Source organism: Rahnella inusitata (assembly GCF_003263515.1).
In the GTDB taxonomy this organism is placed as follows: Bacteria; Pseudomonadota; Gammaproteobacteria; order Enterobacterales; family Enterobacteriaceae; genus Rahnella; species Rahnella inusitata.
This window is the reverse complement of the sequence record NZ_JYDE01000015.1, coordinates 79,596-103,196: the sequence shown is the minus strand read 5'-3', so window position 1 is coordinate 103,196 and position 23,601 is coordinate 79,596. Positions and strand designations below refer to the sequence as shown.

At 53.6% G+C, this 23,601-nt stretch carries 16 protein-coding genes; 10 read left to right on the top strand and 6 right to left on the bottom strand.

The features are described from left to right. Positions 1 to 118: 118 nt before the first annotated feature. A complete protein-coding gene (gene cspD / locus TU92_RS09105) occupies positions 119 to 340 on the bottom strand; it encodes a cold shock-like protein CspD (protein ID WP_112166402.1) in 222 nt (73 codons plus the stop codon). A 390-nt stretch (positions 341 to 730) separates the two neighbouring features. Here cspD and clpS point away from each other — a divergent pair, with 390 nt between their 5' ends. Continuing rightward, a complete protein-coding gene (clpS, locus tag TU92_RS09100) occupies positions 731 to 1,051 on the top strand; it encodes an ATP-dependent Clp protease adapter ClpS (protein WP_056769226.1) in 321 nt (106 codons plus the stop codon). A gap of 27 nt (positions 1,052 to 1,078) precedes the next feature. Continuing rightward, positions 1,079 to 3,361: an ATP-dependent Clp protease ATP-binding subunit ClpA gene (clpA, locus tag TU92_RS09095; RefSeq protein ID WP_112166400.1), complete on the top strand. Its 2,283-nt coding sequence runs from the start codon at positions 1,079 to 1,081 to the stop codon at positions 3,359 to 3,361. A 234-nt stretch (positions 3,362 to 3,595) separates the two neighbouring features. Here clpA and infA read toward each other — a convergent pair whose 3' ends face one another. The 5 genes from infA to trxB form a co-directional block, all read right to left on the bottom strand. Further along, positions 3,596 to 3,814, bottom strand: coding sequence for a translation initiation factor IF-1 (gene infA, locus TU92_RS09090; RefSeq protein ID WP_002211347.1), 219 nt, complete (start codon positions 3,812 to 3,814; stop codon positions 3,596 to 3,598). Positions 3,815 to 3,907: 93 nt separating this feature from the next. Further along, complete coding sequence (aat, locus tag TU92_RS09085; RefSeq protein ID WP_112166398.1) at positions 3,908 to 4,642, bottom strand: leucyl/phenylalanyl-tRNA--protein transferase; 735 nt, start codon at positions 4,640 to 4,642, stop codon at positions 3,908 to 3,910. A gap of 54 nt (positions 4,643 to 4,696) precedes the next feature. Beyond that, on the bottom strand, positions 4,697 to 6,418 hold the full coding sequence (gene cydC, locus TU92_RS09080; RefSeq protein WP_112166396.1) for a heme ABC transporter ATP-binding protein/permease CydC: 1,722 nt from the start codon (positions 6,416 to 6,418) through the stop codon (positions 4,697 to 4,699). A gap of 2 nt (positions 6,419 to 6,420) precedes the next feature. Beyond that, positions 6,421 to 8,187, bottom strand: a complete 1,767-nt coding sequence (cydD, locus tag TU92_RS09075) for a heme ABC transporter permease/ATP-binding protein CydD (RefSeq protein WP_112166394.1) — start codon at positions 8,185 to 8,187, stop codon at positions 6,421 to 6,423. 149 nt (positions 8,188 to 8,336) lie between these two features. Continuing rightward, entirely contained in the window at positions 8,337 to 9,305 is a 969-nt protein-coding gene (trxB, locus tag TU92_RS09070; RefSeq protein WP_112166392.1) for a thioredoxin-disulfide reductase, read from the bottom strand. A gap of 730 nt (positions 9,306 to 10,035) precedes the next feature. Here trxB and lrp point away from each other — a divergent pair. The 8 genes from lrp (at position 10,036) to TU92_RS09030 (ending at position 23,601) form a co-directional block, all read left to right on the top strand. After that, the gene (lrp, locus tag TU92_RS09065) at positions 10,036 to 10,530 is read left to right on the top strand and encodes a leucine-responsive transcriptional regulator Lrp (RefSeq protein WP_013574775.1); all 495 of its coding nucleotides are present in this window, start codon (positions 10,036 to 10,038) and stop codon (positions 10,528 to 10,530) included. Positions 10,531 to 10,652: 122 nt separating this feature from the next. After that, positions 10,653 to 14,144 carry a DNA translocase FtsK 4TM domain-containing protein gene (locus TU92_RS09060; protein WP_112166390.1) on the top strand — a complete coding sequence of 1,164 codons (3,492 nt, stop codon included), beginning with the start codon at positions 10,653 to 10,655 and terminating at the stop codon, positions 14,142 to 14,144. Between the two features lie 196 nt (positions 14,145 to 14,340). Beyond that, a complete protein-coding gene (gene lolA / locus TU92_RS09055; protein WP_112166387.1) occupies positions 14,341 to 14,952 on the top strand; it encodes an outer membrane lipoprotein periplasmic chaperone LolA in 612 nt (203 codons plus the stop codon). A 7-nt stretch (positions 14,953 to 14,959) separates the two neighbouring features. Continuing rightward, positions 14,960 to 16,303 (top strand): replication-associated recombination protein A, encoded by a 1,344-nt coding sequence (locus tag TU92_RS09050; protein WP_112166385.1) that lies wholly within the window; start codon positions 14,960 to 14,962, stop codon positions 16,301 to 16,303. A gap of 106 nt (positions 16,304 to 16,409) precedes the next feature. Continuing rightward, a complete protein-coding gene (gene serS / locus TU92_RS09045; RefSeq protein ID WP_112166383.1) occupies positions 16,410 to 17,702 on the top strand; it encodes a serine--tRNA ligase in 1,293 nt (430 codons plus the stop codon). Between the two features lie 286 nt (positions 17,703 to 17,988). Then, a complete protein-coding gene (gene ynfE, locus TU92_RS09040; protein ID WP_112166381.1) occupies positions 17,989 to 20,445 on the top strand; it encodes a selenate/tellurate reductase subunit YnfE in 2,457 nt (818 codons plus the stop codon). An 82-nt stretch (positions 20,446 to 20,527) separates the two neighbouring features. After that, positions 20,528 to 22,972 carry a dimethylsulfoxide reductase subunit A gene (dmsA, locus tag TU92_RS09035; protein WP_112166379.1) on the top strand — a complete coding sequence of 815 codons (2,445 nt, stop codon included), beginning with the start codon at positions 20,528 to 20,530 and terminating at the stop codon, positions 22,970 to 22,972. Positions 22,973 to 22,983: 11 nt separating this feature from the next. Then, positions 22,984 to 23,601: a DMSO/selenate family reductase complex B subunit gene (locus tag TU92_RS09030; protein WP_112166377.1), complete on the top strand. Its 618-nt coding sequence runs from the start codon at positions 22,984 to 22,986 to the stop codon at positions 23,599 to 23,601.

Here is a 23,601-nt window from a genome sequence, read left to right as displayed (position 1 = left end):
ATGTACTTTAATTTGCACCGAGGACTTGAAGCCTGAGGCATTCTCCCCCATAAATAAAAAATGCCAGTCAGTGAGTGACCGGCATTGGCTTTTAATCGTTCGGACAAAAGAGAACCGGTCAGGCGACCACTTCACTTTCCACTGGAATAATGAGGCTGGCATGATTCCCCTTTGGGCCTTCATGAACATCAAAGTTGACCTGCTGGCCTGCCTTTAACGTCCGGTAGCCCTCCATCTGAATCGTGGAGTAGTGGGCAAAAATGTCTTCACCGCCATTTTGCGGGCAGATGAAGCCAAAGCCTTTAGCATTATTGAACCATTTAACAGTACCCGTCAGCATGCTTCTTCATCCCTCTTATGACTCGGCTGGTAGTGTAGTAAAGAGTTTTAAAGCCAGTTGAATGAGCGGGAGGGCGAGAACGCGGCGGATAAAAACCTGCTCAAAAGACGTCCAACTCACGAATTTACACTCTAGTGGAATCGGGTTAGAGATCAAGGGAACGGCATTTGTCATCAGGGATCAGATAACCAAACTTTGAAGCAGGTAACGCTATTGGCATATTTTGTTAAATTTATGCCCGCGGGGCTGATGGCAAAGAGGACATTTTGTGCAGCGGCGCTGTGATGCAAGAGATGGTAAAATGGGGAAATAACCTGGTGAAGCCCCGCAGAACGCTTTCACGTCAGGTATTTAGCATCCAATACGATCTTTACAGGTGATGAGCAGGCAATGGGCGACAAACAAGACTGGCTAAATTTTGAACATTTGACGGCGAATAAGCAAAAGGATGAGGTAAAACCGCCATCTATGTATAAAGTTATATTAAACAACGACGATTACACTCCAATGGAATTTGTGATTGACGTTCTGCAAAAGTTCTTTTCTTATGATATTGAACGTGCAACGCAACTGATGCTCCAGGTGCACTATAGAGGCAAAGCGATATGCGGCGTTTATACCGCCGAAGTCGCCGAAACCAAGGTCGCACACGTAAATGAGTACGCCAAGGAGAATGAGCATCCGTTGCTGTGTACGCTGGAAAAAGCCTGATTAAGGCAATCTATTTGGGAGGTGCCTATGCTCAATCAAGAACTTGAACTCAGTCTCAACATGGCTTTCGCAAGAGCCCGTGAGCACCGGCATGAGTTTATGACCGTGGAGCACCTGTTGCTGGCGTTGCTCAGCAACCCTGCTGCCCGTGAAGCGCTTGAAGCTTGTACAGTTGATCTGGTGGCATTACGCCAGGAACTGGAAGCCTTCATCGAGCAAACCACACCCACCTTACCTGCCAGTGAAGAGGAACGTGACACCCAGCCTACGCTGAGTTTCCAGCGCGTTCTGCAACGTGCGGTATTCCATGTGCAATCTTCTGGCCGCAGCGAAGTGTCCGGCGCTAATGTACTGGTCGCGATTTTCAGCGAACAGGAATCTCAGGCCGCCTATCTCCTGCGCAAACATGATGTCAGCCGCCTTGATGTGGTGAACTTTATTTCGCACGGCACCCGTAAAGATGAATCGGGCAGCCAGGCGCCAAACAATGCGGAAAACCCAGTTAACGAAGAGCAGTCGGCGGGGGAAGATCGTATGGAGAACTTCACCACTAATCTTAACCAGTTAGCGCGTGTTGGTGGCATTGATCCGCTGATTGGCCGTGACAAAGAACTGGAGCGCGCCATTCAGGTGCTCTGCCGTCGCCGCAAAAACAACCCGCTTCTGGTGGGCGAATCCGGCGTCGGGAAAACCGCGATTGCTGAAGGTCTTGCATGGCGAATCGAGCAGGGCGACGTGCCGGAAGTGATGGCCGACTGCACTCTGTATTCTCTTGATATCGGCTCTTTGCTGGCGGGCACCAAGTACCGCGGTGATTTCGAAAAACGTTTCAAATCACTGCTGAAACAACTGGAGCAGGATAAGAACAGCATCCTGTTTATTGATGAAATCCATACGATTATCGGTGCCGGTGCGGCGTCCGGCGGTCAGGTGGATGCGGCAAACCTCATCAAACCGTTGCTGTCGAGCGGCAAGATCCGGGTGATTGGTTCCACGACGTATCAGGAATTTAGCAATATCTTCGAGAAAGACCGTGCTCTGGCGCGTCGCTTCCAGAAAATCGATATTGTTGAGCCAACCGTCGAAGAAACCGTGCAGATCATCAATGGCCTGAAAACCAAATATGAAGCGCACCATGATGTCCGCTATACCGCGAAAGCGGTGCGTGCGGCGGTGGAGTTGTCGGTCAAGTACATCAATGACCGTCATCTGCCGGACAAAGCTATCGACGTCATTGATGAAGCGGGCGCGCGCAGCCGGTTAATGCCGGTCAGCAAACGCAAGAAAACCGTTAACGTCAGCGATATCGAAAGTGTGGTGGCGCGTATCGCCCGCATTCCGGAAAAAACCGTGTCTGCGACCGATCGCGATGTGCTGAAAAATCTGGGCGACCGCCTGAAAATGCTGGTCTTCGGGCAGGATCCTGCCATCGAAGCTCTGACAGAAGCGATCAAAATGAGCCGCGCAGGTTTGGGTCAGGATCGCAAGCCGGTCGGTTCGTTCCTGTTCGCCGGTCCTACCGGTGTGGGTAAAACCGAAGTCACGGTACAGCTCGCCAAAGCGCTGGATATCGAACTGTTGCGTTTTGATATGTCCGAATACATGGAGCGTCACACGGTCAGCCGTTTGATCGGTGCGCCTCCTGGCTATGTCGGTTTTGATCAGGGCGGCTTGCTGACGGATGCGGTATTGAAACATCCTCACTCCGTTGTGCTGCTCGATGAAATCGAGAAAGCGCACCCGGATGTCTTCAACCTGCTGTTGCAGGTCATGGACAACGGTACGCTGACCGATAACAACGGGCGCAAAGCCGATTTCCGTAACGTGATTCTGGTCATGACCACCAACGCCGGTGTGCGTGAAACCGAACGTAAATCTATTGGCCTCATTCATCAGGACAACAGTCCTGACGCTATGGAAGAGATCAAGAAAGTGTTTACGCCAGAATTCCGTAACCGTCTGGACAACGTGATCTGGTTCAACCATCTGTCTACGGAAGTTATCCAGCTGGTAGTCGACAAATTTATTGTCGAACTGCAGGCGCAACTGGATGCTAAAGGCGTTTCGCTGGAAGTCAGCGATGAAGCCCGCGACTGGCTGACCGTGAAAGGTTACGATCGTGCGATGGGTGCGCGTCCGATGACACGTATCGTGCAGGAAAACCTGAAAAAACCTCTCGCCAACGAGCTGCTGTTTGGTTCACTGGTGGATGGCGGTTCGGTGTCGGTAGCGCTGGATAAGGAAGCCGATAAGCTGACTTACCACTTCATGAGTGCGCAGAAGAAAAAGCCGGAAGGCGCGGTGCATTGATCCGCTGCTGAGATAAGCTGAAAAGCTTCAGGCAAACAAAAGGCGATGTGAAAACATCGCCTTTTTTCTTTCTGAAAATTCTTTATGAAACGTGAGTTAGTGAGGAATAAGCAGAAAGGATAATGAAACAAAATGCCGAATTGCGGATACCACAAAACGCCCTTGCAACTGCAGGAAGGGCGAAGAGGGTATCCTCAGGTATCGCCGGAAAATCAGCGATGAGTGAGCCGTTTATTAGCGGCTACGGAAGACAATGCGGCCTTTGCTCAGGTCGTACGGGGTCAGCTCTACAGTGACTTTGTCGCCCGTCAGGATGCGGATATAGTTCTTACGCATTTTACCGGAGATGTGTGCGGTAACTACGTGTCCGTTTTCTAATTCTACGCGGAACATAGTGTTTGGCAGCGTATCAAGTACGGTGCCCTGCATTTCAATGTTGTCTTCTTTGGCCATCGAATCCTCTAGGTCTAACTACCATAGTTTTTAACCGGCAAGATAATGCCGAAAAACCCACATTATGTAAAGAAGTATGGTTCATGACCGCACCTATTCCCTATCCTTCGGGAACACCGGCAGGTCTTCATCATGTGGGGATAAGTCTTGTGGCAACCAGCAATCCGGTGCTAACGCGCGTTGCGAAAGTTCGGATAACTGCTGCAAAAATTGGCGGCGGGGGATCTCTCTCGCACCCAGCGACGCAGTGTGAGGGTTGAGCACCTGACAGTCAATCAGTTCTCCACCATTGCGGGAAAAATGTTGGCAAAACATCATCAGCGCGCACTTTGAGGCATTTTCACGGCGGCTAAACATGGACTCGCCGCAAAATAGCCTGCCGACTGAAACGCCGTACAAACCGCCAACCAACTCATCGCCTTCCCAGACTTCAAGTGAATGGGCGTGTCCGGCTTCGTGCAATTCCTGATAACCACGCTGAACCAGGGGTCCGATCCAGGTGCCATCTTCCCGTTCAATTGCACACGCGTGTATCACCTTTTCAAAGCAGCGATTGAGCGTAAAACGGAAAGGCATTTTACGCATAAATTTCTGTAAGCTGCGGCTGATATGGCGTTCTTCGGGCACTAAAATAGCCCGCGGGTCGGGTGACCACCAGAGGATCATTTCACCGGGTTCAAACCAGGGAAAAATCCCGTGCTGATAAGCGGAAAGCAGACGCGGCGACGTGAGGTCGCCGCCGATAGCCAGCAGGCCGTTGGGATCCTGTAATGCAGAATCAGGATCCGGAAAATGAACAGAACTGGCCTCGAGCTTAACTAACCGCATAGATCTCCTTATCCGGCGACTCACGGGTCGCCACATAATTCAGGGACAGACCTCTCAGGTGCGCGCAAGAAAACGCGCGTACCGGCCTTGTGCGGCGGCTAACGTCTGATGATCGCCTTGTTCGACAATCTCGCCTTCCTCCATCACGCAAATCCTGTCGAGGTTATCAAGACCGTGTAAACGGTGCGTCACTAAGAGTAGCGTTTTATTATCACAATGCTTGTGCAACAGCGCCAAAATATGGTGTTCCGTTTCTGCATCCAGCCCCTCGGTCGGTTCATCGAGCAACCACAGCGGAGCATCATGCAGCAACGCACGGGCCAGACCCAGGCGACGCTGTTCGCCGCCGGACAGCTGACGTCCGCCTTCGCCCAGCCAGGCATTCAGGCCTTCGCCTTCGAGTAGCACGTGCAGATCCACCTGTTTCAGCGCGTCGGCAATTTGCTCATCAGAGCTTTGCGGCGAGGCCATGCGCAAGTTTTCACGCAGTGTGGTGTTGAAGATGTGAACGCGCTGGCTGACCACGGTGATCATCTGGCGCAGCGTAGCCTCATCATAATCTGCGATTGCATGGCCGTTAATGCTCATTGCGCCACTGTTGATATCCCAGCCGCGCGTCAGCAATTGCAGCAAAGTAGATTTCCCACAGCCGGTCTGGCCGAGCAGGGCAACGTGCTCACCCGCAGCAATCTCCAGCGTAATGTTTTTCAGTACCGGCAGCGGCTGCCCCGGATAAGTGAAATTCACGTGAGTGAGCGACAGGCTCACCTGTTGAGCGGCAGCCGGGCCTTGTGACGGGAAAGTCACATCGGCAGGCTGACTGATGATTTGGCTGACGCGCTGCGCAGAGGCGATAACTTGCCCGAGATGCTGGAATGCTGCCGCAACCGGCCCCAGAGCTTCGAAAGCGGCCAGCGGCGTAAACACGAACAGCGCAATCAGCGCGCCGGGTTGGGCGATTGTTCCGATCCCGCCTGCGGCCAGCCACAACATCAGCGTCACGGTCAGACCGGCTGCGGCAATCACCATCGCCTGCGACAGACCGGTCAGCTTCGCCTGCTGCTGCTGACGCAACATCCAGCGGCGTTCGATATCATTTAGTTGCTGGCGAAAACGCGGCTGCGCGCCAAATACCACCAGCTCGGATTGCCCCTGTAACCATGAGGTCAGCTGCGTGCGATAATCGCTGCGCAAGGCCGTCAGCTCCCGTCCGGCAGGTTTCCCCGCACGGTAGAAAATCACCGGCAGAAGCAACATCAGAACCAGCATAATCGCCCCGAGTGTCAGTGCGAGTTTGACGTCCAGAAAGCTCAGGCCAAAGGTCACCAGAACAATCACCACCAGCGCGCTGACCAGCGGCGAGATGACGCGCAGATACAGGTGATCCAGCGTATCCACGTCGGCGACCAGACGGTTCAGGAGATCGGCCTGACGGAATCGCGCAATACCGCCCGGCGACAGCGGCATAATTTTGGTGAAAGTGAACACCCGCAAATGCGCCAGCACGCGAAAGGTCGCGTCGTGGCTGACCAGACGTTCAGCGTAACGACCTGCGGTGCGGAAAATCGCCGCACCGCGCACACCCGCGGCGGGCAGCATGTAGTTGAACGTGTACAAACCGGCGATACCGGCGACCGCAGAGGCCGCGAGGAACCAGCCAGAGAGTGTCAGCAGGCCAATGCTGGCCAGCAGCGTAACGATGGCCAGAATCACACCCAAAGACAGCCGGAACCAGTGACGGCGATACAAAGCGAGATAAGGCAGAAGAATTTTCATGATTACAGCTCCTTACTGCGCTGGGATAACAGGCTGGCGAAGAGTCCGCCCTGAGCAACCAGCTGCGCATAGGTGCCGCGTTCAGCAATCTGGCCGTGGTCCATCACCCAGATTTCGTCGTAGTCTCGCGTGTCCTCCAGCTGATGCGTGACCAGTATCGACGTCTGCGCTTTTGATGCTTCATTCAGTGCGCTCATCACGCGCTTTTCGCTGTGGGCATCGAGGCTGGCGGTCGGTTCATCCAGCAACAGTAATTCGCATGGCGAGAGCAGGGCGCGGGCCACGGCCACCCGCTGGGCCTGACCGACTGACAAACGCGCGGCACTGTCGCCGAGCTCCGTTTCCAACCCCAGCGGCAGCAGAGGTAAAAATTCGCTCACGTAGGCGCGGTCAATGGCTGACTGAAGTTGCTGCCCGGTGACGTCCGGCTGATTGAGCAGAATATTGGCCCGCAGCGTTTGTTCCGGCAGATGCGGATTCTGGCCCACCCAGCTCAGCTGTTGGCGCCACGCGTCATTGCGTAAGGTTTTCAGTTCAATGCCGCCTGCGGTCATTGATCCCTGATACGGCAGGAAGCCGAGCAGGGCATTTAACAGGGAACTTTTCCCTGCACCACTCAGCCCGACAATCGCAATACGTTGCCCCGCCTGAAGGTTAAAGGTCAGCGGCCCGGCCAGTGTTTTACCCTGCGGTGACTGAATGATGAGGTTGCGGGCTTCCAGCGATACTTTTTGTCCCTGTGGCCAGCTCTGGTCGCCATCGCCCATTTCAGCACTTTCAGCGGTCAGGAAGGTCACCAGACTTTCCGCAGCACCCACCGCCTGCGCTTTGGCGTGATAAAACGCGCCCAAATCACGCAGCGGCTGGAAAAACTCTGGCGCGAGGATCAGCACCAGAAAACCGGCAAACAGGGTAACCGGCGTGCCGTAGCTGCCGAAATTCAGTTCGCCGAGATAAGAGAAACCGAAGTACACCGCCACCACGGCGATAGAAATAGAAGCGAAAAATTCCAGTACGGCTGAAGAGAGAAAGGCCAGACGCAGGACATCCATCGTACGTGCGCGGAAACTTTCGGTGGAGCGTTTGATCTGATCAATTTCCGCCGTGCCGCGATGGAACAAACGCAGGGTATCGAGACCGCGCAGGCTGTCGAGAAAGTTGCCGCTCAGACGTGCAAGCGCGACAAAATTACGGCGGTTGGCATCCGCAGCGCCCATTCCGACCAGCGCCATAAACACCGGAATAAGTGGCGCAGTGACCAGCAGGATCATGCCCGCCGCCCAGTTAATCGGGAAAATACTGACCAGAATCAGCAGCGGGATAATCCCCGCAAGGGCAATTTGTGGCAGATAGCGGGCATAGTAATCCTGCATATCTTCGATTTGTTCCAGAATGATGCTCGCCCAGCTGCCCGCTGGTTTGCCCTGGATCCATGCAGGCCCCAGTTTTTCCAGACGGTCGAGAACTAACTTTCGCATCTCCTGACGAATCACGCGTCCGCAGATAAAGCCCACCTGCTCACGCAGCCAGGTCACCACGGCGCGCAGCACAAAGGTCAGCGCCATCAGCAGGAAACTTTGCAGCAACGCCTCACGGGGGGGGTGCTGGATGATCAGGCTGTGCAGCAGACCGGCCATCAGCCACGCCTGCGCCAGAATCAGTAAACCCGAAAGTAGACCCAGCATCATAGACAGACGGATCCAGCCTTTGGCGCGTGAGCTTTGTTGTTTTAACCAGCGGATAAGTTCTTGTTGTCGTGTTTTATTCATCAGGCATCAGTCTGCGCAGCTATCCGGTTCGGAGGCTGAACATGTTACATGCTGAGTTCAAAAACTGAAAATATAAAGGCGGCACTGTGGCCGCCTTCCTGCAACTCGAATTATTCAGGATAATCGGAGAGGAGAGTTAGAAAAGGAGATTACAAATCCGGGGCTTGCGATAAGCCATCCAGATAACGCTCTGCGTCGAGCGCAGCCATACAGCCGGTGCCCGCAGAGGTGATTGCCTGGCGGTAAATATGGTCCATTACGTCGCCCGCAGCAAAGACGCCGGGAATGCTGGTTTGCGTGGCATTACCGTGCGAACCGGACTGCACTTTGATATAGCCGTCTTTTAGCTCCAGCTGGCCTTCAAAAATGCCGGTGTTCGGACTGTGGCCGATGGCGATGAACACGCCCGCAACGTCTACCTGAGATTTCTCGTCGGTACGCACGTCCATCAGGCTCGCGCCGGTGACACCCATCTGATCGCCAAGCACTTCGTTCAGCGTTTTGTGGGTATGCAGCACAATGTTGCCACTGGCGACTTTATCATTGAGGCGGTCAACCAGAATTTTTTCAGCACGGAAGCTGTCGCGACGGTGGATCAGATGCACTTCTGACGCGATGTTTGCCAGATACAGCGCTTCTTCGACGGCGGTATTGCCGCCGCCGACCACGGCCACTTTCTGATTGCGGTAGAAGAAGCCGTCGCAGGTCGCACAGGCAGAGACGCCACGGCCTTTGAACGCTTCTTCAGACGGAAGACCGATGTAACGGGCAGAAGCGCCAGTGGCGATAATCAGGGCGTCACAGGTGTACTCGCCGCTGTCGCCTGTGAGGCGGAACGGACGGTTTTGCAAATCCACTTTGTTGATATGGTCGAAAATGATTTCAGTGTTGAACTTAGTCGCGTGCTCATGCATGCGATCCATCAGCGCCGGGCCGGTCAGGCCTTCCGGATCACCCGGCCAGTTTTCCACTTCTGTGGTGGTGGTCAGCTGACCGCCTTTTTCCACGCCGGTAATCAATACAGGATTCAGGTTGGCGCGCGCCGCGTAAACCGCGGCGGTGTAACCTGCCGGACCGGAACCTAAAATTAATAATTTACTGTGTTTAACCGTACTCATGGGCAATCTATCTCCGCGATGGGGACTAGCGATAAAGGGATTGTAGGGAAAAGTGCGTGTTAAAAAAAGTAAACTCAGATGTTGTTAGCGATTTGTCTGATAGTTTTTACTGCATAACCCGCGTAAAAAGGTTTTCGCGCATGACCATGCCTCAGGTAACTGATTGATGGTAAGCATAAAAAACCAGCATGTCTTCGCTATACGACATGTTGAATGTTGTCTACAACGCGTCAAGTTAGCCACATATCAAGGTAAGTTGTAAGGATTTGGCAGAAATAACGCGTGAACTGAATTGTTATTGTTCAAAGAGAAAACATAGCTAAAAAGGGGGCGCTGGCTTTTCAATCTGGCACGTTCTTCTGATTTTGCTTCTTTTACTTTGACAATCCGCTGTGCATTTGCGAAAACATCAGGGTAAGAAGAAATTAACTGCCTGTCAGTGACTTGAATTTATCCAAATGGCTGCTACCCGACCCGTTCTGGTGCCGCTGTTTGATTTTTTTGTTGCAGCAGGGTTTGGTGAATCAGATTGGCAATTCGCAATCTATTAATTCCACAGGGTTATTTCTTTTGAGTGTCCGGTTTTGGTCGTGTTCCTTATGACAGGGGATCAACGCGGCTTTTGGATGCGTAAACCTTAATAATCGGGTCTTCGCTTGGGACAACCCTTAGACATTGAAGTTGGCTGGGGTAGGCAGGTGCAGGGAAGGACAGCAGAGAGACAATAATAATGGTAGACAACAAAAAACGTCCGGGAAAAGATCTCGACCGTATTGACCGTAACATCCTCAACGAACTTCAAAAGGATGGCCGGATTTCAAACGTCGAGCTTTCCAAACGTGTGGGATTATCGCCAACACCATGTCTGGAGCGCGTTCGTCGTCTGGAACGACAGGGCTTCATTAATGGTTATACCGCACTGCTTAACCCGCATTATCTTGATGCATCGCTTCTGGTATTTGTTGAGATAACCCTCAACCGCGGTGCGCCAGATGTGTTTGAGCAGTTCAACGCGGCAGTACAAAAACTCGAAGATATTCAGGAGTGTCATTTGGTTTCAGGGGATTTCGACTACCTGTTGAAAACCCGCGTACCGGATATGTCTGCTTACCGTAAGCTGTTAGGTGAGACATTACTTCGTCTTCCAGGTGTGAACGACACCCGTACCTATGTGGTAATGGAAGAAGTGAAACAGACAAATCGCCTGGTCATTAAGACCCGGTAATTGTCAGGTGCAAAACCTTGTTTTTTTAGCTACACTCCTGTGTATCTATACAGCTATGGCGCCGGGGTCAACTCTCGGCGCTGTTGCTTTTTCTCAGTTCACAGGAACCTGGAGAGCCTTTCTTGAGCCAGGAATATACAGAAGATAAAGACGTTACCCTGAAAAGACTGAGCAACGGCCGCCGTATTCTGGAGGCTTTGCTGGTTGTGGTAGCGATTTTTGCTGCGTACTTGATGGCAGCATTGGTGAGTTTTAACCCCTCGGATCCCAGCTGGTCTCAAACCGCCTGGCATGGTCCTATTCATAACTGGGGTGGTGGCGTTGGGGCCTGGATGGCCGATACGTTGTTCTTCATATTTGGCGTATTTGGTTACGCAATTCCTCCAATTATCCTGTGTCTGTGCTGGGCGGCTTTCCGTCAGCGCGATAATCAGGATTTTATCGACTATTTCGCCTGGTCGCTGCGTCTTATCGGGACGCTGGCGCTCATTGTCACGTCTTGTGGGCTGGCGTCGGTCAATATCGATGACCTCTATTACTTCGCCTCCGGCGGGGTGATCGGCAGCTTGCTAAGCACGGCGATGACACCTTACTTTAATAACGTCGGCGCCACGCTGGTCCTGCTCTGTGTCTGGGCTGCGGGTCTGACGCTGTTTACCGGCTGGTCGTGGCTAACCATCGCAGAAAAGATTGGTGGGGCAGTGCTTGGCGTGACCAACATTGTGACCAACCGTTCCCGACGTGATGATGATTACGACGACTACGATGAGCATGATGATCCGTTGCTGGAAGATGATGCTGAGAAACCGGTTGCGAAAGTAGCACCGGTTGCCGCAGCTGCAACGACAGCCGCATTGGCGTCAACGGCCGACGCTGCGCCATCTGACGTTGATGAAGATGATGTGCTGCTCTCTGCGCCGTCAGTTCATCAGCCCGCGGCTCAACCTGCGGCAGCGGTTGTTGCTGAATCTGCACCGGTAGCGCCTGCGGGCGTCGTCGATCCTTACGCGGCAGAGCCGCCGGTAGCGAACATTGCGCCACCGCCATCGGCACCTGAACCGGCAGCACCACCGTTATACAGTTTCGAAATTCCTGAAGAAACGCCGGTACCGCGACATCCTCAGCCTGTTCAGCAGTCACCTTCACCGGTGCGGGCTGAGCATAATGATGAAGACGGCCCGCGTATGGGTAACTGGCAGACAGCGGCAGAACACACTTCGCGTTCACCGTTTGATTTCAGTTCTCCGACGCCTGACAGCGCGCACGCGGCAAGTGTGGCAGCGACCGCTGCGCTGGCAACGGGTCTGGCGCAAGCGGGGCAGTCCGCCGCGTCTTCTGCGGGTAACACTTTCATGCCTGCGTTCAGCGCAGTCAGTGATGAAAATCCGCAGATCAAAAAAGGTTTTGGCCCGGAATTACCAAGGCCGAATCCGGTGCGCATTCCGACCCGTCGTGAGCTGGCCTCCTATGGGATTAAATTACCTTCTCAGCGACTGGCTGAACAGCAGGAACAGGAACAAAGCGCGTCCCAGCAGAACGCCTCTGTGCAACCTGTTTATCTGGATGAACAGGCTCAGGCGGATGAAGAAGCGATGCAAGAAGCCGCATTGCGTCAGGCGTTCTCTGATCAGCAGCACCAGCGTTATGGTGAGTCTGTCACCCAGGAAGAGCCTGACGACGAAGCCGCCTTGCAGGAAGCCGAATTGCGTAATGCCTTTGCGGCGCGCGAGCAGTCACGCTATCAGCAGGACGTTGAGCCGCACAGTGGTGTGGTTCAGCATCATCATTCGCAAAGTCCGCAGGTGGACGCGCAGACCTCAGGGGCCGATGATTTCGCTGCTGCGGCCATGAAACTCAGTCAGCACGATGCGTTTAGCTTCTCACCGATGGCCGATCTGGTGGATGACACGCCAAGCGAACCGCTGTTTACGTTACCTGCTCAGGCAGAGGAAGAACCGCAGCCTGCAGAATTTGCGCAACAAACGTATCAGCGTCCGCAGTCTCCTCAGCCTGTGCAACACGCGCAGGAATATGAAGCGCCACGTCAGGCGCCTTCACCGGCTAAACCGGATATGGACAGTCTGATCCATCCGTTCCTGATGCGTCATGAACAACCGTTGGTGAAACCAACCACGCCATTACCTTCGCTGGACTTACTGACTTCACCACCGGCTGAAGCTGAGCCTGTGGATGAGTTCGCGCTTGAGCAAATGGGCAATCTGATTGAAGCGCGTCTGAACGATTACCGCATCAAAGCCGACGTAGTCGGTAAACTGCCGGGGCCGGTCATCACCCGTTTCGAGTTGGATCTGGCGCCGGGTGTCAAAGCGGCGCGTATTTCAAACCTGTCGCGCGACCTTGCCCGTTCGTTGTCCGCCGTTGCGGTTCGCGTTGTAGAAGTTATTCCGGGCAAACCTTATGTGGGCCTCGAGTTACCGAACAAGAAGCGTCAGACCGTGTATCTGCGAGAAGTGCTGGACTGCGCGAAGTTTAAAGACAGTCCTTCACCGCTGACTATTGTGCTGGGTAAAGATATTTCCGGCGAGCCTGTGGTGGCCGATCTGGCGAAAATGCCGCACCTGCTGGTGGCCGGTACAACCGGTTCCGGTAAGTCGGTGGGGGTGAACGCCATGATCCTCAGCATGCTCTATAAAGCGACGCCTGAAGAAGTGCGCTTCATCATGATCGACCCGAAAATGCTCGAGTTATCGGTATACGAAGGCATTCCACATCTGCTGACCGAAGTGGTTACCGACATGAAAGACGCCGCCAATGCGCTGCGCTGGTGTGTGGGTGAAATGGAACGTCGCTATAAGCTGATGTCGGCGCTGGGAGTACGTAATCTGGCTGGGTACAACGAACGTATTCAGGAAGCGGAAGCCATGGGCCGTCCGATTCCCGATCCGTTCTGGAAGCCGGGCGATGGCATGGCGGCAGAACCGCCATTCCTCGGTAAAGAACCGTTTATCGTCGTGCTGGTGGATGAGTTTGCTGACCTGATGATGACCGTTGGTAAAAAGGTGGAAGAGCTGATTGCACGACTGGCGCAGAAAGCCCGTGCAGCAGGGATCCACCTTGTACTGGCGACGCAGCGTCCGTCTGTTGACGTTATCACCGGCCTGATTAAAGCCAACATTCCGACGCGAATTGCATTTACCGTGTCGAGCAAAATTGACTCCCGCACGATCCTCGATCAGGGCGGTGCCGAATCTCTGCTGGGTATGGGGGATATGCTGTATATGGCGCCTAACTCCTCGATTCCTGTGCGTGTTCACGGGGCGTTTGTGCGCGATCAGGAAGTGCATGCTGTTGTGCAAGACTGGAAAGCGCGTGGTCGTCCGAAGTACATCGAAAGTATCCTTTCTGGTGGCGAAGATGGTGAAGGCGGCGGGCTGGGATTGGGGGATGATGAAGAGCTGGATGCGTTGTTCGATCAGGCGGTGGCGTTCGTCGTTGATAAACGTCGTGCGTCAATCTCCGGCGTACAGCGACAGTTCCGCATCGGTTACAACCGCGCAGCGCGTATCGTTGAACAGATGGAAGCGCAGGGGATTGTCAGCACGCCGGGCCATAATGGCAACCGGGAAGTACTGGCACCTCCTTCTCACGAGTAAGTGACGACTGATTTGCACATTTGTTATTAAGAAGGGTCGCGAATGCGGCCCTTGTGCAAAGATGCGTAAAACAGTGTTTTTTCAGATGATTGAGCTACCGCTGGCGTCCAGCCTCGGATAGAGTTCGCACCATACGTCTTTTGCCTGTGTGAAAGGCATCGTCTGAAGTTTATGGATTTCTGAGGTAATTATAAAAATGAAAAAACTGTTAATGGTAGGGTGTTTACTGACTGCATTTACCTCCGCTTCCGTTTTAGCGGACGCCAGCAGCGATCTCAAATCCCGCCTGGGTAAACTGAATACTTTCCATGCGAGCTTTACTCAGACCGTCACCAGTGACGACGGTGCTGCCGTTCAGCAGGGCGAAGGCCAGCTGTGGGTGAAACGTCCAAATCTGTTCAACTGGCACATGACCACGCCGGATGAAAGCATTCTGGTTTCCGACGGCAAAACTCTGTGGTTCTACAACCCGTTTGTTGAGCAAGTCACGGCGACCTGGCTGAAAAATGCCACCGGTAACACGCCGTTCATGCTGATCACGCGTAACGACAGCAGTGACTGGGCAAAATATAACGTGAAGCAGAAAGGCGATGACTTCGAATTAACGCCGAAAGCCGCTACCGGTAATCTGAAACAGTTCACCATCAATGTTACGCCAGCCGGCACTATCAAGAGCTTCTCTGCGATTGAGCAGGATGGCCAAAAAAGTGCTTATGCACTTAAAGGCGAGCAAAACGCGTCGGTTGACGATGCTAAATTTAAATTTACGCCACCACAGGGTGTGACGGTGGACGACCAGCGTCAGTGAGGTCCCTTTGAGTAATATGTCACTCGATTTTTCCCATAATGAATTTCAGCCACTGGCCGCCAGAATGCGGCCAGTCACTCTTGCAGAATATATCGGTCAGCAGCATCTTTTAGCGCCGGGCAAGCCTTTGCCACGTGCGATTGAAGCAGGGCAGCTGCATTCGATGATTTTGTGGGGGCCGCCGGGCACCGGGAAAACGACGCTGGCAGAACTGATTGGCCGCTATGCCAATGCCGATGTTGAGCGTATTTCGGCGGTCACCTCAGGTATCAAAGAGATCCGTGAAGCAATTGAACGCGCCCGGCAAAACCGCGATGCCGGGCGTCGTACCATTCTTTTTGTGGACGAAGTCCATCGCTTCAACAAAAGTCAGCAGGACGCATTTCTGCCGCACATCGAAGATGGCACCATTACGTTTATTGGTGCGACCACCGAAAATCCTTCATTCGAACTCAACTCCGCATTGTTGTCCCGCGCCCGCGTTTATCTGCTCAAATCGCTGACGGCTGAAGATATCGAAAAAGTCATCGATCAGGCGCTGACCAATGCAGAGCGTGGCTACGCCAATGAAAAAATCCGTGTCCCGCCAGAAACGCGTCGTATGCTGTCCGAGCTGGTCAATGGCGATGCCCGCCGTGCGCTGAACAGTATTGAAATGATGGCGGATATGGCTGAAATCGACGCCAAGGGATTTCGCACATTAACGCCGGAACTGCTGACTGAAATTGCCGGTGAACGCAGCGCGCGTTTCGATAATAAAGGCGACCGCTTCTACGATTTAATCTCCGCGCTGCACAAGTCGGTACGTGGTTCATCCCCTGACGCAGCGCTGTACTGGTACGCTCGTATTATTACCGCCGGTGGCGATCCGCTGTATGTCGCACGCCGATTACTGGCGATTGCTTCAGAAGATGTCGGCAATGCCGATCCGCGCGGTATGCAGGTGGCGATTGCTGCGTGGGACTGTTTCACCCGCGTCGGACCGGCGGAAGGTGAGCGGGCGATTGCTCAGGCTATCGTGTATCTGGCCTGCGCGCCGAAAAGTAATGCGGTCTACAGCGCATTTAAAGCGGCGATGCGCGATGCTCGCGAGAAATCCGATTTCGACGTGCCGGAGCATTTACGCAATGCGCCGACCAAACTCATGAAAGAAATGGGGTTGGGTGCCGAGTATCGCTATGCACACGATGAACCGAATGCTTACGCTGCCGGAGAAGATTATTTTCCGCCGGAAATGGCCCGTACCCAGTATTATTATCCCACCGCGCGTGGCCTTGAAGGGAAGATCGGCGAAAAGCTGGCATGGCTTGCTGAACAAGATCAAAATAGCCCGACAAAACGCTACCGCTAACTTTATCGTTGCGGTAAGGTTACCTTGATAACTCTTTGACACGCTGCCTTTTAAAGCCGCGTGCATCATCAAATTAACATTCAATAACGACACGTACAGGATTAGCATGCTCGATCCCAATCTGCTGCGTAATGAGCTAGACGCAGTTGCAGAAAAACTCGCTCGCAGAGGTTTTAAACTCGATGTGGAAAAGCTGCGTTCTCAGGAAGAGCGCCGCAAAGTCTTGCAGGTAGAAACGGAAACTCTCCAGGCTGAACGTAACGCACGATCGAAAACTATCGGTCAGGCTAAAGCCCGTGGCGAAGACATCGAACCCCTGCGTCAGGAAGTGACTACGCTGGGTGAGAAATTGGATGCAGCGAAAGCTGAACTGGACGCATTGCAAAATGAAATCCGGGATATTGCTTCCGCCATTCCTAACCTGCCAGATGATTCCGTACCTGCCGGTAAAGACGAAAACGACAACCTTGAAGTGAGCCGTTGGGGAACCCCACGTCAGTACGATTTTGACGTACGCGATCATGTTTCGTTGGGCGAAATGGCTGGCGGTCTGGATTTCGCGGCTGCGGTAAAACTGACGGGTTCACGCTTTGTGGTGATGAAAGGGCAAATCGCCCGCATGCACCGCGCGCTTTCCCAGTTCATGTTGGATCTGCATACCGAACAGCACGGTTATCTGGAAGCGTACGTTCCTTACCTGGTCAACCATGAGACGCTGTACGGCACAGGCCAGTTACCGAAGTTTGGTGAAGATTTGTTCCACACCAAGCCTTTGGACGAAGAAGCGGGCAGCAGTAACTATGCGCTGATCCCAACGGCTGAAGTACCGCTGACCAATCTGGTGCGTGACGAAATTCTTGAAGAAGAATCGCTGCCACTGAAGATGACTGCACATACGCCATGCTTCCGTTCCGAAGCCGGTTCTTATGGTCGTGATACCCGTGGCCTGATCCGTATGCACCAGTTCGATAAAGTCGAGATGGTACAGATTGTTCGCCCGGAAGATTCCATGCAGGCGCTGGAAGAACTGACCGGCCATGCAGAGAAAGTGCTTCAGTTGCTGAATCTTCCGTATCGCAAAATGCTGCTTTGTACGGGCGATATGGGCTTTGGTTCAAGTAAAACCTACGATCTGGAAGTATGGTTGCCAGCGCAGGATACGTACCGTGAAATCTCTTCATGCTCAAACATGTGGGATTTCCAGGCACGTCGTATGCAGGCGCGTTGTCGCAGCAAAACCGAGAAAAAACCGCGTCTGGTTCATACCCTGAACGGTTCCGGTCTGGCTGTTGGCCGTACTCTGGTTGCTGTGCTGGAAAACTACCAGCTCGCAGACGGTCGTATCGAAGTGCCTGAAGTACTGCGTCCTTACATGGGCGGTTTAGAATATATCGGCTAATCCCGTTATGTATTCTATAACATAGCGAAAAAGCGCCTCAGGGCGCTTTTTTTATGGCTTAAACCGTGCGCTGCACGATGATTCCACTGTTACCTCCCAGCCAATCCCTCCTTTTTTGATAGCAAACAAAGTTTCCTACCCCATCGTGAGTAATATCCATGCATTCTGAGTGGGTAAGTGAATACTCCCAGTCCTGCGCAAATCTGCCCGCTCAACTCTTCGTCAATGTCTGATGACGCCGGTGAACGCTGGTACGGATGACGGAGTCACTTACCGGAGCGGAAATATGTCGGAAATCAAACCAGAAATCGCTGCTAAACAATGCGGACTCAGCCGCCGGACGTTGATGAAAACCTCGACGCTGGCCGGTCTGGCAATCGCAGCGGGCGGCCTCTCGCTGCCCTTTGGCCGTACGGCACTGGCCGCTGCCGTAGGTGACGCAAAGCAATCAGTGCCTGAAGATAAAGTGGTCTGGGGCGCGTGTTCGGTAAACTGTGGCAGCCGCTGCGCATTACGTATGCACGTGCGTGATGATGAAGTGTATTGGGTCGAAACCGACAACACTGGCGACGATGTCTATGGTAATCACCAGGTCCGCGCCTGTCTGCGTGGGCGTTCAATGCGACGCCGCATGAATCATCCGGAACGGCTGAACTATCCGATGAAACGCGTGGGCAAGCGCGGTGAAGGGAAATTCAAAACCATCAGCTGGGATGAGGCCTTCGATGCTATCGCTGATAATCTGAAGCGGATCGTGGCCAAATATGGCAACGAAGCGGTGTACATCAATTACACCTCCGGCGTGGTCGGTGGCAATATCACCCGCTCTTCGCCTTACGCCTCGTTGGTCGCCCGTCTGATGAACTGCTACGGCGGTTTCCTCAGCCATTACGGCACCTACAGCACCGCGCAAATTGCCTGCGCCATGCCATATACCTATGGAAGCAACGACGGCAACAGCACGTCTGATATCGAAAACAGCAAGCTGGTAGTGCTCTTTGGTAACAATCCGGCCGAAACGCGGATGAGCGGCGGCGGCATTACTTACTATCTCGAACAGGCCCGCGAGCGCTCGAATGCAAGAATGATCGTCATCGATCCCCGCTATACCGATACCGCAGCGGGTCGCGAAGATGAGTGGATCCCGATTCGTCCCGGTACTGATGCCGCGCTGGTCGCAGGCCTCGCGCACGTGTTGATTTGCGAAAACATGGTCGATCAGGCTTTTCTGGATACGTACTGTGTGGGCTACGACGAAAAAACGTTGCCAGCGGGTGCGCCAGCCAACGGTCATTACAAAGCTTATATCCTCGGGCAGGGCGCGGATGCAACAGCGAAGACGCCGGAGTGGGCTTCACGCATCACCGGTATTCCGGCAGATCGCATCGTCAAACTGGCACGGGAAATCGGGCAGGCCAAACCAGCGTACATTTCTCAAGGCTGGGGGCCGCAGCGTCAGGCCAACGGCGAGCTGACCTCGCGCGCCATCGCCATGTTGCCGATTTTAACCGGTAACGTAGGTATTAACGGCGGTAACAGCGGCGCACGTGAATCAACGTACACGATTACCATCGAACGTATGCCGGTGCTGGAAAATCCGGTGGAAACGCAGATCTCCTGTTTCAGCTGGACTGATGCTATCGCACGCGGCGCGGAAATGACGGCCAAAGCCGACGGCGTGCGTGGTAAAGACAAGCTGGACGTACCTATTAAGTTCATCTGGAATTACGCCGGTAACACCATTACCAACCAGCATTCTGACATCAATAAAACCCACGATATTTTGCAGGACGATACACAGTGCGAAATGATCGTCGTGCTCGAAAACTTCATGACCTCGTCTGCTAAATATGCCGACATTCTGTTGCCTGACCTGATGACGGTCGAACAGGAAGACATCATCCCGAATGATTACGCCGGGAACATGGGCTACCTCATTTTCATCCAGCCTGCGTCATCCGCGAAGTTTGCGCGCAAAGGCATCTACGAGGTGATGAGCGAAGTGGCGCGACGTCTCGGGCCTGAGGTTTACGACAAGTTCACCGAATGTCGAACTCAGCGCGAGTGGCTGCAATACCTCTACGCCAAAATGCGGGTCAAAGATCCGGCTCTGCCTGCCTACGAAGAACTGCGCGAGATGGGGATTTATAAGCGTAAAGATCCTGCCGGGCATTTCGTGGCATACAAAAAGTTCAGACAGGATCCGCTGGCCAATCCGCTGAAAACGCCGTCAGGAAAAATCGAAATTTACTCTTCCGCACTGGCTCAGATTGCCGGCGAATGGGAACTGCAAAAAGACGAAACTATCAGTCCGTTGCCGGTCTATGCCTCCACCTTTGAAGGCTGGGATGACCCCAAACGCAGTCAGTTTCCTTTACAGATGTTTGGCTTTCACTATAAAGCGCGTACCCACTCCACCTACGGCAACATCGACGTGTTGCAGGCAGCCTGTCGTCAGGAAGTCTGGATTAACCCGCTGGACGCCAAAACCCGTGGCATTCAAAACGGCGACAAAGTGAAAGTCTTTAACGATCGCGGAGAAGTCCGCGTAGCGGCGAAAGTCACACCGCGCATTATCCCCGGCGTGGTGGCCATGGGGCAGGGTGCATGGCATCAGGCCAATATGAGCGGCGATCGTGTTGACCACGGCGCCTGTATGAACACGCTGACGACCCAACGTCCGTCGCCGCTGGCGAAAGGGAATCCTCAGCACACGAATCTGATTCAGATAGAAAAAGTCTAAAGAAGCTACGGACTAAGAGCCTGGCTCGATGAAACGATTGTTAATTTTCGCCTCCCTAACCGGAGGCGTAGCGGAGTAAGTCATGTCGGATTCAAAAAGCAGTCAACCAGATCAGAGCGGGATCTCCCGCCGCAGTCTGGTAAAAGGAACCACGCTCGCCGGAATGGCAGCGGCGATCGGCGGAATATCACTGCCGTTCAAATCATTGCGTGCAGAAAATATCCCTGCGTCAGCCAAAGTGGCGGACGAGAAAATCGTCTGGAGCGCTTGTACGGTTAACTGTGGCAGCCGTTGCCCGCTGCGCATGCACGTGGTGGATGGCGAAATTCGTTACGTCGAAACGGACAATACCGGTGACGATAATTATGACGCGCTGCATCAGGTTCGTGCCTGTCTGCGCGGGCGGTCCATGCGCCGCCGCGTGTACAACCCGGATCGTCTGAAATACCCGATGAAGCGCGTCGGTAAGCGCGGTGAGGGAAAATTCAAACAAATCAGCTGGGATGAAGCCTTCGATACGCTTGCAGGCAGCCTGAAAGATATCATTCATCGCTACGGTAACGAGGCGATTTACCTCAATTACGGCACCGGCACATTGGGCGGCACCATGACCCGTTCGTGGCCGCCGGGCAAAACGCTGATCGCTCGTCTGATGAACTGTTGTGGCGGTTATCTGAATCATTACGGTGATTACAGCTCAGCACAGATTGCGGCCGGTCTGAATTACACCTACGGTGGCTGGGCCGACGGCAACAGTCCGTCTGATATTGAAAACAGCAAACTGGTGGTGTTGTTCGGTAATAATCCAGGCGAAACACGCATGAGTGGCGGTGGCGTTACCTACTATCTGGAGCAGGCGCGTCAGCGTTCAAACGCGCGCATGATCATTGTCGATCCGCGTTATACCGATACCGGTGCAGGCCGTGAAGACGAGTGGGTACCGATTCGTCCGGGTACTGATGGCGCACTGGCTGCGGCACTTGCCCACGTCATGATCACCGAAAATCTGGTCGATCAGCCGTTCCTCGATAAATATTGCGTCGGTTACGACCAGAAAACCTTACCCGCTGGTGTGCCGGAGAATGCCCATTATAAAGCTTACATTCTGGGGGATGGCCCGGATGGCATAGCCAAAACGCCGGCGTGGGCGGCAAAAATCACCGGTATTTCGGCGGATAAAATCGTCAGGCTGGGGCGTGAAATTGGTCAGGTAAAACCGGCGTTCATCACTCAGGGCTGGGGACCGCAGCGTCACTCAAACGGCGAAGTAGCGACCCGCGCTATCGCGATGCTGGCGATCCTGACCGGTAATGTCGGTGTGAACGGCGGTAATTCCGGCGCACGCGAAGGCTCGTACGAAATCCCGTTTGTCCGTATGCCTGCCTTTGATAATCCGGTGCAGACCAGTATTTCCATGTTCATGTGGACCGATGCTATCGCGCGTGGGCCTGAAATGACCGCGACCAAAGACGGTGTGCGCGGGAAGGAGAAACTGGATGTGCCGATCAAGTTTATCTGGAACTACGCCGGTAACTGCCTGATTAATCAGCATTCTGATATCAACCGTACACATGACATTTTGCAGGATGATAAACAGTGCGAAATGATTGTGGTGATTGATAACCACATGACGTCCTCGGCGAAATATGCGGACATTATTCTGCCGGATTGTACGGCGTCTGAGCAGATGGATTTCTGTCTCGATGCGTCCTGCGGCAACATGGATTACATCATTTTTGCCGATCAGGTCATCAAGCCGCGCTTCGAATGTAAAAATATTTACGAGATGACCTCCGAGTTATCACGCCGAATGGGCGTTGAAGAGAAATTTACCGAAGGCCGTACGCAGGAAGAATGGCTGCGTCACCTGTATCAGCAATCCCGCGAAGCCCTGCCAGAATTGCCCGATTTCGACACCTTCCGCCAACAGGGCATGTTCAAGAAACGTGACCCCGAGCAGCATCATGTGGCTTACAAAGCCTTCCGTGAAGATCCGATAGCCAACCCGCTGACCACGCCGTCCGGCAAAATCGAAATCTATTCCGCTGAACTGGCAAAGATTGCCTCGGAGTGGGAACTCGCGAAAGAGGACGTAATCCATCCACTGCCGCTGTACGCCGCGGGCTTTGAGAACTACGACGATCCGCTTGCCAGCAAATATCCGCTGCAACTGACCGGTTTCCACTATAAAGCACGCGTTCACTCAACTTACGGCAACGTAGATGTACTTAAGGCGTCCTGCCGGCAGGAAATGTGGATCAACCCGCTAGATGCCGGTCAGCGTGGTATCAAAAACGGCGACATGATCCGTATTTTTAACGATCGCGGGGAAGTGCATATTGCGGCGAAAGTCACGCCGCGCATGATGCCTGGCGTTGTCGCGCTGGGCGAGGGTGCCTGGTATTCACCGGACAGCAAGAAAATCGACCGTGCGGGTAGCATCAACGTACTGACGTCTCAAAGACCTTCACCGCTGGCGAAAGGTAACCCCTCTCACACCAACCTTGTGCAAGTGGCTAAGGTTTAAAGGAGTAAAACATGACTACTCAATATGGTTTTTATATTGATTCAAGCCGCTGCACTGGATGCAAAACGTGTGAGCTGGCCTGTAAAGATTTCAAGAATTTAACCCCGGACGTCAGTTTCCGCCGCATTTATGAATATGCCGGTGGCGACTGGCAAAAAGACGGTGACGGCTGGAATCAGAACGTGTTTGCCTATTATCTGTCGATTTCATGCAACCACTGCGCCGATCCGGCCTGTACAAAAGTCTGCCCGAGCGGTGCTATGCATAAACGCGAAGACGGATTTGTAGTCGTGAACGAAGACGTATGTATCGGCTGTCGTTACTGCCATATGGCCTGTCCTTACGGCGCACCACAGTACAACGAAGCTAAAGGCCACATGACCAAGTGCGACGGCTGCTATGAACGCGTTGCCGACGGTAAAAAACCTATTTGTGTCGAATCCTGCCCGCTGCGCGCGCTGGATATGGCTCCTATTGAAGAGTTGCGTGCGAAATACGGTGATCTGGCGGAGGTAGCACCGCTGCCAGCTGCTCATTTCACTCACCCAAATATCGTCATCAAACCCAATGCGAATTGCCGTCCTGTAGGTGATACCACGGGTTATCTGGCTAACCCTAAGGAGGTTTGA

What these genes read in the sequence shown, in the direction of transcription:
- cspD (WP_112166402.1), bottom strand. Translation starts at nt 340, where the DNA reads ATGCTGACGGGTACTGTTAAATGGTTCAATAATGCTAAAGGCTTTGGC.
- clpS (WP_056769226.1), top strand. Translation starts at nt 731, where the DNA reads ATGGGCGACAAACAAGACTGGCTAAATTTTGAACATTTGACGGCGAAT.
- clpA (WP_112166400.1), top strand. Translation starts at nt 1,079, where the DNA reads ATGCTCAATCAAGAACTTGAACTCAGTCTCAACATGGCTTTCGCAAGA.
- infA (WP_002211347.1), bottom strand. Translation starts at nt 3,814, where the DNA reads ATGGCCAAAGAAGACAACATTGAAATGCAGGGCACCGTACTTGATACG.
- aat (WP_112166398.1), bottom strand. Translation starts at nt 4,642, where the DNA reads ATGCGGTTAGTTAAGCTCGAGGCCAGTTCTGTTCATTTTCCGGATCCT.
- cydC (WP_112166396.1), bottom strand. Translation starts at nt 6,418, where the DNA reads ATGAAAATTCTTCTGCCTTATCTCGCTTTGTATCGCCGTCACTGGTTC.
- cydD (WP_112166394.1), bottom strand. Translation starts at nt 8,187, where the DNA reads ATGAATAAAACACGACAACAAGAACTTATCCGCTGGTTAAAACAACAA.
- trxB (WP_112166392.1), bottom strand. Translation starts at nt 9,305, where the DNA reads ATGAGTACGGTTAAACACAGTAAATTATTAATTTTAGGTTCCGGTCCG.
- lrp (WP_013574775.1), top strand. Translation starts at nt 10,036, where the DNA reads ATGGTAGACAACAAAAAACGTCCGGGAAAAGATCTCGACCGTATTGAC.
- lolA (WP_112166387.1), top strand. Translation starts at nt 14,341, where the DNA reads ATGAAAAAACTGTTAATGGTAGGGTGTTTACTGACTGCATTTACCTCC.
- serS (WP_112166383.1), top strand. Translation starts at nt 16,410, where the DNA reads ATGCTCGATCCCAATCTGCTGCGTAATGAGCTAGACGCAGTTGCAGAA.
- ynfE (WP_112166381.1), top strand. Translation starts at nt 17,989, where the DNA reads ATGTCGGAAATCAAACCAGAAATCGCTGCTAAACAATGCGGACTCAGC.
- dmsA (WP_112166379.1), top strand. Translation starts at nt 20,528, where the DNA reads ATGTCGGATTCAAAAAGCAGTCAACCAGATCAGAGCGGGATCTCCCGC.
- TU92_RS09030 (WP_112166377.1), top strand. Translation starts at nt 22,984, where the DNA reads ATGACTACTCAATATGGTTTTTATATTGATTCAAGCCGCTGCACTGGA.